Source organism: Natronogracilivirga saccharolytica, assembly GCF_017921895.1.
Classification (GTDB): Bacteria; Bacteroidota; Rhodothermia; order Balneolales; family Natronogracilivirgulaceae; genus Natronogracilivirga; species Natronogracilivirga saccharolytica.
The window spans coordinates 22,846-39,460 of record NZ_JAFIDN010000008.1 but is presented as its reverse complement, the minus strand read 5'-3'; the positions used below and the strand labels follow the sequence as shown (position 1 = coordinate 39,460).

At 48.0% G+C, this 16,615-nt stretch carries 15 protein-coding genes; 6 read left to right on the top strand and 9 right to left on the bottom strand.

Annotated elements, in window-relative coordinates:
* Positions 1 to 22: 22 nt before the first annotated feature.
* From NATSA_RS10515 to htpX, 3 genes are all read right to left on the bottom strand, one after another.
* Positions 23 to 1,426, bottom strand: coding sequence for a hemolysin family protein (locus NATSA_RS10515; RefSeq protein ID WP_246481796.1), 1,404 nt, complete (start codon positions 1,424 to 1,426; stop codon positions 23 to 25).
* Positions 1,427 to 1,625: 199 nt separating this feature from the next.
* Positions 1,626 to 2,066, bottom strand: coding sequence for a single-stranded DNA-binding protein (locus tag NATSA_RS10510; RefSeq protein ID WP_210512398.1), 441 nt, complete (start codon positions 2,064 to 2,066; stop codon positions 1,626 to 1,628).
* 155 nt (positions 2,067 to 2,221) lie between these two features.
* Positions 2,222 to 3,082: a zinc metalloprotease HtpX gene (gene htpX, locus NATSA_RS10505; protein WP_419539879.1), complete on the bottom strand. Its 861-nt coding sequence runs from the start codon at positions 3,080 to 3,082 to the stop codon at positions 2,222 to 2,224.
* A gap of 332 nt (positions 3,083 to 3,414) precedes the next feature.
* Here htpX and NATSA_RS10500 point away from each other — a divergent pair, with 332 nt between their 5' ends.
* Positions 3,415 to 4,866 (top strand): alkaline phosphatase, encoded by a 1,452-nt coding sequence (locus tag NATSA_RS10500; RefSeq protein ID WP_210512394.1) that lies wholly within the window; start codon positions 3,415 to 3,417, stop codon positions 4,864 to 4,866.
* Between the two features lie 30 nt (positions 4,867 to 4,896).
* Here the strand turns inward: NATSA_RS10500 and queG are convergent, their stop codons facing one another.
* Both queG and NATSA_RS10490 read right to left on the bottom strand, forming a co-directional pair.
* Positions 4,897 to 5,907: a tRNA epoxyqueuosine(34) reductase QueG gene (queG, locus tag NATSA_RS10495; RefSeq protein ID WP_210512392.1), complete on the bottom strand. Its 1,011-nt coding sequence runs from the start codon at positions 5,905 to 5,907 to the stop codon at positions 4,897 to 4,899.
* Positions 5,904 to 7,064: an ion transporter gene (locus tag NATSA_RS10490; protein WP_210512390.1), complete on the bottom strand. Its 1,161-nt coding sequence runs from the start codon at positions 7,062 to 7,064 to the stop codon at positions 5,904 to 5,906. Before NATSA_RS10490 ends, queG begins: the two co-directional genes overlap by 4 nt.
* Before the next feature lie 200 nt (positions 7,065 to 7,264).
* Here NATSA_RS10490 and NATSA_RS10485 point away from each other — a divergent pair, with 200 nt between their 5' ends.
* Positions 7,265 to 7,759, top strand: coding sequence for a hypothetical protein (locus NATSA_RS10485; protein WP_210512388.1), 495 nt, complete (start codon positions 7,265 to 7,267; stop codon positions 7,757 to 7,759).
* A 129-nt stretch (positions 7,760 to 7,888) separates the two neighbouring features.
* Here NATSA_RS10485 and NATSA_RS10480 read toward each other — a convergent pair whose 3' ends face one another.
* From NATSA_RS10480 to NATSA_RS10465, 4 genes are all read right to left on the bottom strand, one after another.
* Complete coding sequence (locus NATSA_RS10480; RefSeq protein WP_210512387.1) at positions 7,889 to 8,491, bottom strand: sigma-70 family RNA polymerase sigma factor; 603 nt, start codon at positions 8,489 to 8,491, stop codon at positions 7,889 to 7,891.
* Positions 8,492 to 8,622: 131 nt separating this feature from the next.
* Positions 8,623 to 9,477, bottom strand: coding sequence for a 50S ribosomal protein L11 methyltransferase (gene prmA, locus NATSA_RS10475; protein ID WP_210512385.1), 855 nt, complete (start codon positions 9,475 to 9,477; stop codon positions 8,623 to 8,625).
* Positions 9,478 to 9,494: 17 nt separating this feature from the next.
* The gene (locus NATSA_RS10470; RefSeq protein WP_246481795.1) at positions 9,495 to 11,042 is read right to left on the bottom strand and encodes an amidase family protein; all 1,548 of its coding nucleotides are present in this window, start codon (positions 11,040 to 11,042) and stop codon (positions 9,495 to 9,497) included.
* 58 nt (positions 11,043 to 11,100) lie between these two features.
* Positions 11,101 to 11,364 (bottom strand): Sec-independent protein translocase subunit TatA/TatB, encoded by a 264-nt coding sequence (locus NATSA_RS10465; RefSeq protein ID WP_210512384.1) that lies wholly within the window; start codon positions 11,362 to 11,364, stop codon positions 11,101 to 11,103.
* Between the two features lie 181 nt (positions 11,365 to 11,545).
* Between NATSA_RS10465 and NATSA_RS10460 the strand changes: the two genes are divergently transcribed.
* The 4 genes from NATSA_RS10460 to rlmD all read left to right on the top strand — a co-directional run bounded on the left by NATSA_RS10460 (position 11,546) and on the right by rlmD (position 16,396).
* The gene (locus NATSA_RS10460) at positions 11,546 to 11,791 is read left to right on the top strand and encodes a DUF2795 domain-containing protein (protein ID WP_210512382.1); all 246 of its coding nucleotides are present in this window, start codon (positions 11,546 to 11,548) and stop codon (positions 11,789 to 11,791) included.
* A 132-nt stretch (positions 11,792 to 11,923) separates the two neighbouring features.
* Complete coding sequence (locus NATSA_RS10455; protein ID WP_210512380.1) at positions 11,924 to 14,212, top strand: BamA/TamA family outer membrane protein; 2,289 nt, start codon at positions 11,924 to 11,926, stop codon at positions 14,210 to 14,212.
* Between the two features lie 204 nt (positions 14,213 to 14,416).
* A complete protein-coding gene (locus tag NATSA_RS10450; protein WP_210512378.1) occupies positions 14,417 to 14,968 on the top strand; it encodes a cyclic nucleotide-binding domain-containing protein in 552 nt (183 codons plus the stop codon).
* Positions 14,969 to 16,396, top strand: a complete 1,428-nt coding sequence (gene rlmD, locus NATSA_RS10445; RefSeq protein ID WP_210512377.1) for a 23S rRNA (uracil(1939)-C(5))-methyltransferase RlmD — start codon at positions 14,969 to 14,971, stop codon at positions 16,394 to 16,396.
* Positions 16,397 to 16,615: the final 219 nt, after the last annotated feature.

Sequence of the window (16,615 nt, the reverse complement as noted above, 5' to 3'; positions counted from 1 at the left end):
CGGCAGCACGCACTGCCGATAATTATACTGTTTCTTCGCCGTCATCCTTACTGTTACCTTCATCAAGCACTTTCACCTCTACCTTGGACAAGCGATTGTTGTCCATTTCGTTGACAGTAAGTTCCATTCCTTTAAATTCTATGGATTCCCCCTCCTCCGGAATGCGTTCAAGCAGGTGATAAATCAAGCCGCCAAGCGTTTCGTATTCATCTTCGTCTGTAGTCAGATCCATGGACAGAATGTCTGCCATGTCATCCAGATCAATTTTTGCATCAAAAATATAGTTGCCTGATTTTTTTCTTGTGAACAGTTCAACAGGCTCGGTGTATTCATCCGTTATCTCGCCAATTATTTCCTCAAGAACATCATCGAGTGTAATGACCCCTTCCGTTCCGCCGTATTCATCAACAACAATAGCTATGTGAGTCTTTTCTTTCTGGAAATCACGGAGCAAATCATCCAGCTTTTTCGTCGTTGGAATGAACAGCGCTTTGCGGGCCAGTGTCCGCCAGTTGATGGTTGTCTGACCCAAATCCGTATTTATATACGGCAGTAGATCTTTGGAATGGATGATCCCGATAATGTTATCGAGATGCTGCTCATAGAGCGGCAATCGGGAAATACTTTTTTCCCTGATCAGGTCCAGGACTTCCTGAAGTGTATTTTCCGTTGAAATGGCTGAAATATTGACCCGGGAAGTCATTATTTCACGCACGTACGTATTCCCGAATTCGATGACATTTTCAATGATCTCTCTTTCATCGCCGTGAATAGATCCGTGCAGCTCACCTACCTCAGCAATGGTCTTGAGATCATCGGATGAAATATTGTCAGTCGGCCGCGGAACATTCTTTTCCAGAAATCGCGTCGCAAATGAAATAAACCGGGAGAGTGGTGCAAAAAGCACAAAAAACACATACAGAAGCGCACTCAGTTTTCTGGATACCATCATCGGTTTGTTCAGCGCAAGCAACTTGGGTGTTATTTCCGCCAAGATAACAATGGCAAATGTTAACACCATGATTTCAACTGCAAATACTACTACCTGAGGCAAGCCGATGAATGCGACCAGCCTTCCGGTCAGCACTGCCGCACCAACTGCTGTAATGATGTTGGCAAAAGTATTGCCTATCAGGATCGTAGCCAGCAACTGCCTTGGTTTGTCGAGCATGTATAATACCCTTCCAAGCGCAGCATCTTTTTTTGCCTCCTCAATGGTTTCACGGTCCACCTTTTTATCGAGTGAAAAAAAAGCAACTTCCGACCCCGAGAAAAATGCCGAAAAAATGAGACCAAGTATGATGACAGTTATAAGGACGACAAAGTCCACCGGATTTGTGAGCAGTGTATCAAACGTACTTCCCTCCGCAGCAGCAAATAAGCGGCTATCGGACAGCAGAATGTAGTACGGTAATAGAAAATCCAACTGGGTTACAGAGGCGTTTGTTAAATGGTTCGCCGGCTGCTTGCCGGCAATCCAAATTTACGACATTAAGCCAGGTTTACAAAACATCTGCGGGGTGGCAGCATTGCATCCCGATTGCACTCAGTCTCAACATAAAAAACACTGACGGGATCACAGGCATGAGCCCGTCAGTCGATTGCTTTTAAAAATGTGTTTATACTCAGAACGGAAGATCATCATCTACATCAGAGACTTCACTGTGTGCAGTCTCGGTTTTTGCCTGACTTCCGGACTGTGAGGAGTCGCCCATATTCTCATTCTGGTCTGCTCCCCGGCTATCCAGCATCTGCATACCAAGTGCCTTGATCTCCGTTGTATACTGTTTCTGGCCTTCCTTGTCTTCCCATGAACGGGTCTGTATTGGCCCCTCAAAATAGACCTGTGACCCTTTTTTCAAATATTGCTGACACACTTCAGCAAGTCTGCCCCAGGCTACCACCCGGTGCCATTCGGTTCTCTCCTGCCATTCACCATTGCCGTCTTTGTAACGGTCACTGGTAGCCACGCTCATGTTGGCTACTGCGGTATTGTTTTGTGTATAACGGACTTCCGGATCTGCTCCGAGGCGGCCGATTATCATTGCTTTATTCAGTGATCCCATAGTGGTATTTAACTTTCGTTTCTGATTACGTTTGGTAGGGGTTAGAGTATGCTCATTCCGTATCCTTACGGATCAACTTATCGCCTTTTTGTCTCAGCCAGTCCTGAGCCCCAAACTGGAATGGTACCGAATCCCTGTTCCATTTTCAAAAATGATTACGAGTAAACACCCGTTTTTTCCATATTCATTAATTTCCGGATACGCAATCCGGTGTCGGGATGAGTCGAGAACAGCTTGCTCATTCCCCTGGCAGAAAAGGGATTGACCGGGAACATGTGCGCCGTTGATCTTTGTGCGGTTTCGGATGCCTGCATTGGCATCTGCTGAACCGAGGCCTGAATTTTTTTCAATGCATTTGCAAGACTTTCCGCACTCCCGCAAATCTCGGCGCCGACTCGGTCAGCCTCAAATTCGCGTGTCCGCGATATGGCTGCCTGCAGCATCCCGGCCGCAAGTGGCGCAAGAATCAGTGTAAGCAGCAATACAATCGGGTTGGGTCCGTCTCCGCCTCCGCGACCGATGGGAAGAAATATTGCAAACTGCGAAATCATGGTAATTGCACTCACAAAAGCTGTCACTATCGTTTGTGTCAGGATATCCCTGTTTTTTATATGAGCCAGCTCGTGTGCCATAACGCCGCGCAACTCCCGCTCATTCAAACTTTGCAATATGCCCTGTGTTGCGGCAACTGCTGCATTTTGCGGGTTTCTGCCGGTGGCGAACGCATTGGGCTGCTGCTGCGGGATGATATAGACTTTAGGCATGGGCAGATCAGCTCGTCGGGCAAGATCCTCAACCATGCCATAAAACTGGGGAGCATTTTCCCGTGTAACCTCCTTTGCACGATACATCTTCAGCACCATCTTGTCGGAATACCAGTAACTGAAGAAGTTCATCAGCATGGCAAAGATGAATGCGATCACCATCCCGCCCTGTCCGCCAAGTACATTGCCAACCAGCAAGAACAGCGCACCAACGAGAGCCATCAGAAAGACGGTGCGCATCGAGTTCTTAATCATAAATCACTACCTCCTTTAAACTTAATTTAAAATTGCATCTGAACTTCCTCCTATTTTCGATCAGAAAGAAGTTAACAATAGATTTCATTCCGAACTATAACTGCAAAACAGGCCGCTTTATTTTTCTCAAACAACAACTCTGACGCTTTCACACATTTCAAAGTTTTACAGTTTGGTTATATCTTTTTCATTATCCTGAGGAGAGTATCTTTCCGCACGATCTTTGGTTCTTATAAATCACACGCGGGAAAACACCATTTTTTTTGATACGTTCTGATACCAAACAGAATTTCTTTTTTTCAACCTGAATAATCAACGCTGCAGTCACTATGAAAAGAAACAAATCGAGTAAAAACGGATCTTTCTCACGCAGGGACTTTCTGAAAACAGGTGCCCTTTCCGGTATGATGCTTGGATCAGGTGCCATTTTAAAAGGTTGCTCCTCTGAAAATGGAAGAGCACAACCCGGCGATGCAAAAAATATCATATTCATGGTCAGTGACGGAATGAGCAACGGAACGCTGACTGCCGCCGATCACATCCTGCGCAGACATTACGACCGCACTTCAAACTGGATATCACTTTACGAACAGAACCGGGTCAGCCGGGGGCTGATGGATATGGCATCCGGTTCTTCCATAGTGACCGACTCAGCAGCGGCAGCCAGTTCATGGGGATGCGGCCAGCGCCTGGTAAACGGCCGTGTCAATATGACCGAAGAGGAGGAGCCGCTCAGGACCATCCTCCAGATTTTCAGGGATGCCGGCAAAGCTACAGGACTTGCCACTACTACAACCATTACCCACGCCACACCTGCCGGATTCGGTGCCAATGTCATGAACCGCGGTGATCAGGAGACCATTGCCGAACAGTATCTTGAAAACCGGTATGATGTTCTTCTCGGTGGCGGCAATATGTTTTACAGTTCCGAACACCGTGATGATGGGCGCGACTTGTATTCTGAATATGAAGAGGAAGGATACAAGGTGGTCCGAAAAAAAGATGATATGAAGGCTTATGACGGAAACGGGAAACTTCTTGGAATTTTCTACGACGGTCATTTGCCCTATACGCTGGATCACATCAACACCGAAGAGTACAAGCGCGATATACCCACTCTCGCCGAGATGACCGAGACCTCGATAAAGCATCTGTCCCGAAATACAAACGGGTTCATCCTTCAGGTCGAAGGCGGCAGAGTCGATCATGCGGCACACGGAAACGATGCAGCCGGACTCATATACGATCAGATTGCATTTGACGATGCCATCGGAGCCGCCCTGGAGTTCGCAGAAAATCGTGATGATACGCTTGTCATCATTACTACAGACCATGGAAATGCCAATCCCGGCCTTAATGGTGTAGGATCAGGTTACTCCGAAAGTGAACCGCGGTTTGACCGTATCGCCGAATTTCGTCATACCAACAACTGGTTCCTGCCTCAGCTTGATGAGAACAGCTCCATCAGCGAAATCAGAGAACTTGTTGAGCATGCCACAAAAATTGAGATCAGACGGGACGAAGCGGAAATCCTTCGCCAGGCTTACGCCGATGATTATGAAAATCTTCACAGAATGATGAGCCGGCCCTGGCCCGTGATGGGGCAAATTCTTGCCAACTATCTGGCCTTCAACTGGATAGGAACTTCACACACAGCTGATTATGTTGAGCTTGCTGCTCTCGGACCGGGAAGTGACCGCATCGGACCAATCACAAAAAATACCGATATGTTCGATCTGATGATCGAAATGGCCGGTGTTCAGGAATACCAGGAAGGCTGAAACGGGTTCACAAAAACCGGCGGAGCGCTGTCATTTTTGCTTCTTTTTCAGTTTGCCGGCAACATTGACGAATGTCATGTCGCGGCTTCTGACGTTTTCTGCGGCGATACGAATATTTCGTTTCAGTCCGTCGAACTTGGCACGTTTGACAGTGCTTTTCCGGAAGAGCTCCCGATACTCCTGAAGGTTCAGCTCCTCCCAGTAATCTATGTCTTTATCGGCACTTTCCGGGCGGGCAAACAACCGCTCCTCCGAACCTCTTCGGGCTTTACTGTTCCAGGGACACACATCCTGGCAAATGTCACAACCGAAAATCCACTCCCCCATCTGTCTGTGGTACTCTTCCGGGATCTCGTCGCGCAGTTCAATGGTGAAATAGGAGATGCACTTGCTGCCGTCCATTTTGTATGGTTCGTAAATGGCATCGGTAGGACATGCATCGATACAGCGGGTGCATGAACCGCAGTGGTCCGCGACAGGTTCATCATAATCAAACTCCGCGTCCAGGATCATTTCACCCAGAAAATACCATGACCCCCACTCCCTGCTGAGCACGTTGGTGTGTTTTCCAAGCCAGCCGATTCCAGCCTCCACAGCCCAGGCCTTGTCCAGTACCGGAGCCGTATCCACAAAGACACGTCCCTCCACTTTACCCGTAACGGATTCCGTGAAAGCAAACAGCTCAAACAGTTTTTCCTTCACAACTTTGTGATAATCATCACCGGCTGCGTATTTTGAAATTTTGGGTTGATCTGAGGACAACTGTTCCCTGACAAGATCGGGTTGGTGATAGCTGATCATAACCGAAACGACTGAGCGCGCACCGGGAACCAGTTTGCGTGGATCAACGCGTTTGTCGAAGTGGTTCTCCATCCATTGCATCGATCCGTGCCGGCCTTCTTTCAGCCACTGTTCCAGACGGGACTCTTCCCTCTCGAGGCGGCGTGCCCGCGCGAATCCGACCCCGTCGAAACCAAGCCGATGTGCTTCCTGCCTTACCAGCTCGGTGCGTTTTGAAATATTCTGGGCTATTCCGGTCATTTTTCTGCACGTGTGTGATTTTCCGGCTGATCTGCCGCCTTCATCAGCTCTTCGCGAAGCCGTCGCCTGAAGTCTTCCTCATCGTCCGCCAGGTCACGCAGTTTCCACTGCTGGACCTGAACCTGCTGTTTCACAATTTCCAGTGAGCGGTCGATGGTCTCTGTAACCATGCGGTTGAGTTCCGTGTCTTCTTCTTTCAAAAGGATCGCATCGAAAAGGATATCCGAGGTTTCATCGATCAGAAATTTATTCCGCTCCGACGCCAGATCCTGCATAATTCCGTTGATAACACTAAAGACAATATCACTGATGGCTTTTTCGAGTGTATTACGTACCAACGATCCGAAAAGCGGAATCTGTTCCAGCCGGGCGAATTCACTGTTTTCCTCAAGTGCGGTATTGATTCGCTCCTTTACATAATCCCTGATACTGTCACGGTAATTATCATAGTTCTGGTTTGAAACTTTTTCGATGCGGTGCGACATCCATTCTACGATTGATTCTTTTTTGGGCAGAATCACTTCGCTGACAATCCGGTCCACGACCGGCCCGCCATGGCGAACCTCCTGCTGGACATCCGTAAGAATATTAATCGTAACACGATCTGAAAGCTCTTCAATCAGTATTCCGTGATATTTTCTTATAAACCGGGCCGGCGGAGTGTCACTCAGATCAATGAACCCGGCTTTCTGCAGCCGGTACATGATGGATATGACTCTGAGCAGCCGCAAAAACCGGAATCCACCGATGGGTATGCATCCGAGCAGGTCATAAAAATGGATGAAAGGAAAGAAAAACCAGCGGTGGTATATCCGTTTATATACAGCAACAGCCCATCTGAAGAAAAATTCTGTCAGAAATACGGATACAAAAATCAGGTCGATTACTATGAACCTCGGATGTATGGCACTGGCATACATTTCGGTAAAACCCGGTGCCAGCCCAAACAAAAAGTCATAAATAATCTGATATTCAAAAAGCCAGTCAAAAACAATCCAGGTGAGATTGATCACCAGCAGGAAGATCATTACGGCATCAAGCAGAAAAAAGTACAAGCCACGGTCAGTGTCTTGTTGCGGATCTCCTGCTGCATTCTGCGGATCTGAATTGTTATCCTCGTGAAACTCCTTTGTAGTGTTGTAATCGCGGTTATTCATAGACGGAAAATAAGAATAGCACAAACTCTATAAAAAAAGGTAAATCCGTTTTGGTTTAAAAACGTCAATTAATATCTTAAGCGCGACTAACCGAATCACAGCAACTTAGAGGTATATTGCTGCATTAAAAACAACTTTCTTTACAACTCACAAAATCTGATACAATGGTACAACCAATGGTAAATAGGTCAAAACGAGCTATGCGATTTCTGACAGCAATGCTTTTCGTCATGCTGCTCGCAATATCCACAAATGTCAAGGCACAGGGAGAAGGTGACATCGTACTTGGCGGCGGACTCTCCTATGGCGAGAAGCTCAGTGAACTGGGTCTTCAGTTCGGCGGATATTACATTTTTGATGAAGATATCCGGTTCGGCGGCGATTTCGTTTACTGGCTGGTCGATTCTCCTTCAGAAGTATCCGTGAACTATTTTGAGATCAACGGTAATGCACACTATCTGTTTTATCAGGAAGACGAATTAACCTTTTACGGTATCGGTTCGCTTGGTATTCACCGGGTTAGTGTAAGTTCCGATATCGGAGGTGCCTCATACTCTGATACCGACCTTGCTCTCGGAATTGGTGTGGGCGGTGAGTACAGTCTGGACGCCGTAACTCTCTATGCTGAGCCAAGATTGTTTCTGACCGGTATCGATCAGTTCGGATTTAATATCGGCGTGCGCTTCGGAATCTGACTTTCTAAGAAACTCAATGATGTCTTTCATAAAAAAGCCCGGTCATTTGTGATCGGGCTTTTTTATTCTTTCCTGTTCTATACGGCACGGGTTTATTGCCGGTTCTGCTGACAGCAATACTGCGTTTATTCAATATGCCGTTAGCCTGTCTTTCAAATGCTTGTTCAGCAGCTCGCGGGCACGGAAAATATGAGCTTTAACTGTACCGAGCGGGAGATCGAGCTCCTCTGATATCTCTTCGTAGCTCATTTCCTGCATATGCCGCATCCGTACGACAATACGGTACTTTTCCGGCAAGCTCTCTATTGCCGATCTGACCATCTCCTTTCGCTGCTTTCTGATAATCTCACGGTCAGACTGACTGCCTTCATCGGCAATCTCGATTTTCATCTCACCGTCTTTCCCCTGCACCGGCTCATCAATCGACAGGGTCTGAAGCTTCTTTTTCCGCAAGTAGTCAATTGTGTGATTGGTTGCAATGCGATAAATCCAGGTTGAAAAAGCATAACTCCGGTTGTATGTGTCCAGGCAGTCAAACGCTTTACTGAACGCTTCCTGAACAAGATCATCAACCACATCACGGTTTCGCACCAGTTTCAGGATATGGTAATACAGTGCCCGCTGATATTTGTCGACCAGCTTGTGATACGCCTGTTGATCGCCGGACAGGGCGGCATCTACCAAAACCCTGTCCTTGCGGCTGCTTTCAGTTGCGGTTTGTTTTTCAGGCACGGGTTACCATGTTTCTCGAGGTGATACTTTAAGTCATCAGACCGGTTTAAACCGGTTTTCCGATTACATTCTGACCATATAAAATATAGCAAGATTCCATTCCGATTCTACCGGAAATAGTCCCGGATAAATTACAGATTCTGTTCCGGTTTCCTCAAACCAATGGCATACCATTCATTTTCTGCTTTTGTATCCTCAATTGAAAGCTGCGAATAATCCGGATGGGACAGAACAGACTGCTCATCATCCCGGACAATGCCCGATATCAGCAGGCAACCGCCTGGTTTCGTCATCCCGCCAAGCTCACCGGCCAGATCCAGCAGGACATTGCGGTTAATATTGGCCAGTACAATATCAAATTTTTCATCCGCTCCCATCTGCTCAGCGGAACCGATCCGGATATCCATCACATCTTCAACACCATTTCGCCTCGCATTTTCACCGGCATTATCAAAGCACCAGGCATCCACATCCACGCAAACGGCATGAGCGGCACCCAGCTTTAGCGCTGCAATAGCGAGTATGCCGGTCCCTGATCCCATATCCAGCACCCGGTCGCCCGGCTTTACAAATGACGGCAGCATGTGCAGCAGCAAACGCGTTGTTTCATGATATCCCGTGCCGAATGACATTTTGGGGTCGATGACAAGCGGAATGGTTCCTTGGGGATTCGGCTCATCCGCCCAGGCCGGATGAATGTAAAATTTTCCGACGGTTTGCGGACGAATGGACTGCTCCCACTCTTCATTCCAGTTACGCTCGGCATGAGTTTCCCTGCCTATCAATGTGCATAAGCTTTCAGCTTCAAGCCAGCGGTCAAAGTCAGTCTGGCTCTGCCGGGAAAAGGGATCCGCTTCCGTCCATGCGGCAACCGTATCATCCTCCTGCTCGAAACCGTAAAACCCGAAGTCGGTGAGGCGGGCTATGACCGCTTCCTGATGCTCTTCCGGAATGCGAAACTGCAGTCTGAGAAATGTCCTGTTCATCATCAACGAGATACCCGTTATCCTGCAAGTGCCTGTTCCGCAATCCTGGCAGCATTAAGCAAACCGGGTTCATCAAAAGCATCGGCCATGAACTGAACACCAATGGGAAGACCGTCGTCAGAATGCAAACCGGCCGGTACGTTAATTCCGCAGATTCCAGCCAGATTGGCTGATATCGTGTAGATGTCGTTTAAATACATCTGCAAAGGATCATTGACCTTTGAACCCAGATCAAATGCGGTTGTAGGCGCTGTCGGTGAGATAATCACGTCAACTTTTGAAAAGACATCCTGGAAATCCTGTTTTATAAGACGCCGGATGCGCTGAGCCTTTCCGTAATAGGCATCGTAGTAACCGGCGCTCAGTACATATGTTCCGAGCATGATGCGCCGTTTCACCTCGGTTCCGAACCCTTCTGTGCGGCTTTTTTTGTATAAACGGATCATTGGGCTGTCCATGGCCAGCAGCGCCTTGTCCAGCTTTTCCCTGCCGGATTTACCGTTGCCGTTGGTTCCAAGAGACTGCCTGATGGCTTCCTCTTCATTTTTCAGCTCCTTTCGGACCTCCTGAATATCCGCCCTGTGGCCATATCTGATACCGTCAAACCGGGCGAGGTTGCTCGATGCCTCAGCAGTTGCCAGAATGTAATAGGTGGCAATGGCATATTTCAGGTGAGGCAAAGAGATGGAAACCAGTTCCGCACCCTTTTTCTCCATATTCCGCGCGGTATCCATAACCCGCTCCCGGATAACCGGATCAAGCCCGTCTCCGAAATACTCATCCGGTATGCCGATTTTGATTGCCGGCTCGGGATTTTCAAGCAAAGCCGGATAGTCAGGGACAGGTCGTGATGATGATGTTGCATCTGAGGGGTCGTGCCCGGCAATAGCTTTCAGAATCGTGGCTGCATCTGATACGTTGTGGGTTAACGGACCGATACTGTCAAACGATGATGCATAGGCAATCAATCCGTACCGTGACACGCGTCCGTAGGATGGCTTGAGTCCAACCACCCCGCAATAAGATGCCGGCTGGCGGATAGACCCTCCGGTGTCCGTGCCCAGCGTGGCACTGCACATATCAGCGGCTACTGCAGCTGCACTTCCGCCACTGGATCCACCGGTCACTTTATTCGCATTATGGGGGTTTTTTGCAGGGCCGTGAATCGTATTTTCTGTCGAAGACCCCATGGCAAACTCATCCATGTTGAGCCGCCCTACGATGACGGCATCCTGCTCCATCAGGCGCCTGACAACCGTTGCATCATAAACCGCTTCGTAGTTTTCCAGCATTCTGGAAGCGCAGGTGGCAGGATAGCCTTTCTGGCAAAGCACCTCCTTGATGCCGATTACCGTTCCGGCCAGTGGTCCGGCCGTGCCTTCCTTGATTTTTTTCCCGATGACTTCCGCCCTTTCCGCGGCTTCATCAGCATGGACCGAAGTAAAAGCGTTTATTTCCTGATTTTTTCTAGAAATTACTGAAAGGTATCCATTTACAACTTCACTGAGAGAAGCATCTCCTGAGGAAAACTTGTCACGGATACCCCGGATTGTGTTATCGTTCAAAACAGATTAACTACTGATTTTTTGTGGTGAGTGGCAGGTGTTGCGGACAAATCAGCGCTCAGCTTTCGGGTTTCTCATCCGAAGCAGGCTGCTTTTCCTTTTTTGTACTCTCCTGTTGTTCCTGCTTTTTTTCCGCCCGTTCCTGCGCTGTCGGCTCCTGTGAGCCTTTTTCGATCTCTTTCCGGATGTCGGAAGAAGCTTTCCGAAACTCAGTCAGTCCCTGGCCGAGTCCCCGCGCAAGTTCAGGAATTTTCTTGGCTCCGAAGAGGAGCAAAACAACAAGTATTATAACCAGCCATTCAATTCCGCCAAATGATCCCATAAAAACCTCAAAATTATGTAATTTCACTTCCGTGTTATGCCGTAAAATAATCAATTTTCTCTTCAGGGATAACCCCTGACAAAATTATTTTATTGTGGTGGCGTTAGGCACTTGAATTTTACAATAAATATTAGTTTATAACCCTGCAAAGTTACGAACCAGAATAATAAAACCTGAAATTATGATTTGGACCGTCGAACTCGCTGCAACTCTTGAAGATGCACCATGGCCTGCTACCCGGAACGAGCTCATTGAGTGGGCTGAAAGAAACGGTTGTCCGCAGCAGGTAATAGACAACCTGTACGAACTTGATGAGGAAGACGACACACCTTATGAGAGTATTGAAGAGATCTGGCCTGACTACATCATGAAGGAGGATTTCTTCCATGGCGAAGAAGATGAAGGATTTGACTATGACGACGTGTAACATTCTCCTTACTCCTTCCTGATTTCACTACCATTTCAATAACAGCTCGGGTAATAACCATTCAGTTACCCGCAGCTGTATTTATTTTGTAAATATTTGAAGCGTTTATTGCGTGCTATATGCTTACTTTGCTTGCTCAGCACGGCCTATGCCCTGCATCAGGAAGCATCTGCGGCTGCCCTTGTTACTGAAAAGACTGAGTCTCTTGATGAAACGGAGTATTTAGATGAAGAGGACCGGCGCATCAGAAGGGTACGCTTTATAGGCAATGAATCTTTCAGTAATGGTGAACTCCGGTCGATTGTCCGAACCAGACCAAACCGTCAGTTCCTTGGTATTCCCGGCCTGACAATCTGGTACCAGCTCAACCGGATTTCCAGTCGTCTCGGCGAGTCGGCCGCCCTTCTGGATCATCGTGTCCTTGAAAGAGATATCGAAAGGCTGAACAATTTCTATGAGTCGAGGGGTTTCCGGAATGCAGAAATCGACACCAATCTGACGATGTTTGACCGGGACCGCATTGAAGTATCTTTTATTATCAGGGAAGGTGAGCAGTCAAAAATCCGCGACATTTATTTCAGCGGCATGCCGGAAATGGGTTCAGACAGCGATCTGTTTGCATTTTTTAAAAACAGCGACCTTGTATCCGAAGCCATATCCGACACTTCTTTCCATTCCAACACTCCTTTCACCTATGAAAAGGTCGCTGAGGAACGCAACCGGATTATCAGCTATCTGCGGAATCACGGATATGCATCCGTAAACCGAGACTCGGTTTACGCTGTTGTTCGTGAAGACAATGAAAACGAGCTTGAACTCGACCTGATGTTCCGGATATTCCACGGCAGGACGTACCGGTTCGGGGATGTCCACATTGACCTCAGCGGACCGGACGGAGAGTTTGACAATGTGCGCTACGACACGCTGCAGGGGGAGCCGTATACCGAAGAGCCCTACAAAATAATCATCAGGGTGGATGAAAACGCAAAAACAAGATCCAGGCTGCTTGCCAACCAGATTTTGTTCAAACCCGGAACCATTTACAACAACAGCTTGTACCGAAATTCGGTCAATCAGTTTCAGAATCTGGGCATGCTTGCAGTAAATCAATTCAGCCACACAGAGGACGGGTCCCTGCCCGATTACTCCAGGGATGTGCTTCCGGTATATGTCAGGATGCAGACACTGCCCAAACACCGCATCCAAATGGACTTTTTCGGTATGAGAAGACTTGGTTTCGGAGCCGGGGCCGGTGTCCGGTATATCAACAACAACCTGTTTCGGGGTGCGGAAAACTTTGAGGTTGGCGTTCAGGGCAACTTCGAACTCGTTGGCGGCACCTTGCTGAACAGCACCGAGCTCAGTACCGCTTATACTGTGCAGCGACTCAATTTTCCGTTCCGGGCTCTCGACCAGACTCCGTTTTTTCTTAACGCCAGTACCCGTTATCGTCTCAGCTGGGCGCAAAGCCGTCAGGAAAATTTCACCATAAATGCCAATTTCCGCTTCAATAATCAGTTTGAGGTACGCCACCGGCCTCAGATGGCAAGTCTGTTTGACCTCATTGAGCTTGACTGGCTGGATGCCTCTGCTACCGCCGATTTTGAGCGAAACCTGCGTGACCGCTTTGACGATATCATTGTTGAACGCATACTTGAAGACTTCAACCCCCAGTTCAGTTCAATTGTCAGATATACCTTCCGCTATGCCAATACGGATCTGATCAAACGGAATTTCGGATTTTTCAGCGAATCATCCATAGAAGTGGGTGGCACCATTCCCTACCTGATGGACCGGCTCATCTTCGACCCGGGTGAAATCAAGGGAAATGTCCCCTCTCTGAGTCTCAGCGACAGTACTCTTACCTACAGCCAGTTCCTCAGAGTCTCTCTGGATTACAGGAATTATACCCCGGTACTTGAAAACGGAGTGTTTGCATGGCGTGCTTTTGCAGGTTATGCCTACTCTTTTGGCGAAAATGAACAGATACCCCTTAACCGCCGGTTTTTCGCCGGTGGAAGTAATGATATCCGGGGCTGGCCCCCGCTGCGGCTGGGTCCGGCAGATCTTGATGCTTCGGAGGGAGAAGTACCCATTAACGGTGGCGACATCAAAATTGCCGGGTTTCTGGAATACCGCCATACCATCTTTCATAATTTTTTAAATACCGACTGGGGCATTGCCGGTTTTACCGATTTCGGAAATATCTGGTACGGCGCCCGCAGCCCGTTTGATGAAGGCAAATTCCGGCTCGACCAATTCTATGAACAAATTGCCGTGGGTTCCGGCTTTGGCGTCCGGTTTGACTGGGATTATCTGGTTTTCCGTATCGATGTGGCCTATCGCATTCATGATCTGCAGCGGGGATGGTTCAACAACTCCAGCCCCTACTGGCATTTCGGGATCGGCCATTCCTTTTAGTTACCCAATGCCCTATTTTGTGAGAACGAGTCGAAGACTCTGTAAAACGTTTGCGTACACAGTACTGATACCCTGAATAACTTTTTTGATCAAATTACTGATTTGATTAATTGCCAGTGACCGTGCTGGCCACCCTTGCGCACTGGCGCATGTGCATACGACCTTGACATCACATATAATGCTGGAAATAAAATTTTAAAGCGGATGAAACCCAAATTCCTGAAACGGATAAAATCACAATCTGAAGTAATTTTTCAGTCCCCATTTCTGAAGAGACTATCTCACCTGGAGCGGTATGAGTTGCTGCAGCTCAGCCACCGTCGCAGATACAAGGCCGGTGAATTTGTCTACCACCAGGGAGATCCCGGCACAGGTCTCTATCTTATTGAGCAAGGTTCCGTAGAGCTGCTGTTCAAACAATCACAGGACTCTGAAGTCATTCCTCTGACCGTTCTGCATTCTCCTGAATCTTTCGGAACATTCAGCGTAGATTACCAGATCAGACGAAAAGCATCCGCCAGGTGTACCAACGACTGCATTCTCTATGGCTTTTTCATCTCCGACTACCAGACTTTAAGCAAACGGCATCCGAGAATTGCACTGAAACTTCTGGAAACCCTTAATGTGGTTTCTGTACAGCAATTTGATCTCGCCTATTCACGACTCGGCCGGGATTCCGAACCGGAGTCTTATGCCATGTTATTTGAAACCTATGACATTCCATCCGAAGAATCGGTTGACGAAAAAGTACAATAAATGAGCAGTCAGCAAGCCCCTTCCCCTGTAAAAAAAGGCCGTATACTGGATCTGGAAATTACCGCAGCTGCATTCGAGGGAAAAGGACTGGGCAAGGTGGATGATTATGCGGTGTTCGTGAAAAATACGGCACCGGGTGACCGTGTCAGAGTCCGCATCATAAAGAAAAAGAAAAAATACGCAGAAGCAGTGCTCCTTGAATTACTCTCCCCCTCTGAAGAGCGAATTACTCCAAAATGCCGCCACGCAGGCGTTTGCGGAGGCTGTACATGGCAGCATATCTCTTATGAAAAAGAGCTTGAATACAAGTCCGGACATGTAAGGGATCACTTTCAGCGCATAGGCGGTTTTAAAGATTTGCCGATGGTCCCTGCTATTGAAGCAGACCACCCGTTTTATTACAGAAATAAAATGGAGTACACATTCGGTGACCGCAGATGGCTGACCGATAGAGAGGTGCAGTCTGACGAACCGGTGGAGGACAAACACTTTGCACTCGGCCTGCACGTTCCCGGGCGCTATGACCGGATACTGAATCTTGAAGAGTGCCATTTGCAGAACCCCGTATCCTTCCGCATTCTCGACACCGTCCGCTCATATGCCCTGGACCATGACATTGAACCGTACAACACACACAAGCACACCGGTTACCTGCGCAATTTAATCATCCGGGACAGTGTGCATACCGGTGAGCTGATGGTCAATCTGGTTACCAGAGAAGATGATCCGGAGACCATAACGGCACTGGCAACACATCTGAAGCAGCAGTTTCCTCAGATTACGACCATTGTCAACACCATCAACGACACGCGCTCTCCTTCTTCTGAAGGCAGATACCGCAACATCATTTCCGGACCCGGATTTATACAGGAGCATCTCGGGCCCTGCCGTTTTCGCATTGATCCGGACACCTTTTTCCAGACAAACACTTTACAGGCGGAAAAGCTTTATGATTTGGTAATGCAGGCGTTGGGAGATACCCGGGTTTCAACGCTTTATGACCTTTACTGCGGCGTTGGAACACTCTCCATTTACCTCAGTCAAAAGGCTGATAAAGTTATCGGCATTGAGCTGCATCCGGGTGCCGTCGAAAAAGCAAAAGAAAATGCTGCAGACAATGATATCGGCCATGCCGTTTTTAAGCATGGTGATATGAAGGATATATTCAACGATGACCTTGTCGGGCAGTACGGTCATCCGGATGTTATCATCACCGACCCGCCCAGAGCCGGCATGCATGAAAACGTTATCAACCAGATTATTTCCATTGCACCGGGCAAAATCATTTATGTCAGCTGCAACAGCTCAACACAGGCCCGTGATATCGCCCTGTTGTCCGATCATTATGAATTGAAAAGCCTGCAGCCGGTCGACATGTTTCCACGGACATATCATATTGAGTCGGTAGCCGTTTTAGAAGCAAGATAAAAACTCATTCGGGAAGACTGGAAATTGAATCAGCATTATACCGGAGCAGAATTTGCAGTTCAAACAGCACCCGATCCCGTTTTCAGAACAAACAAACCTTTGTTCGCATTGAAGTACTGTCTGACCGGAAAAAATCCCGGACATACGGTCGTATAACAAAAAACAGTCCTGGAATTTCACTTCGTGACCTTCGGTTCATGTGACGATATGAATCCAAAC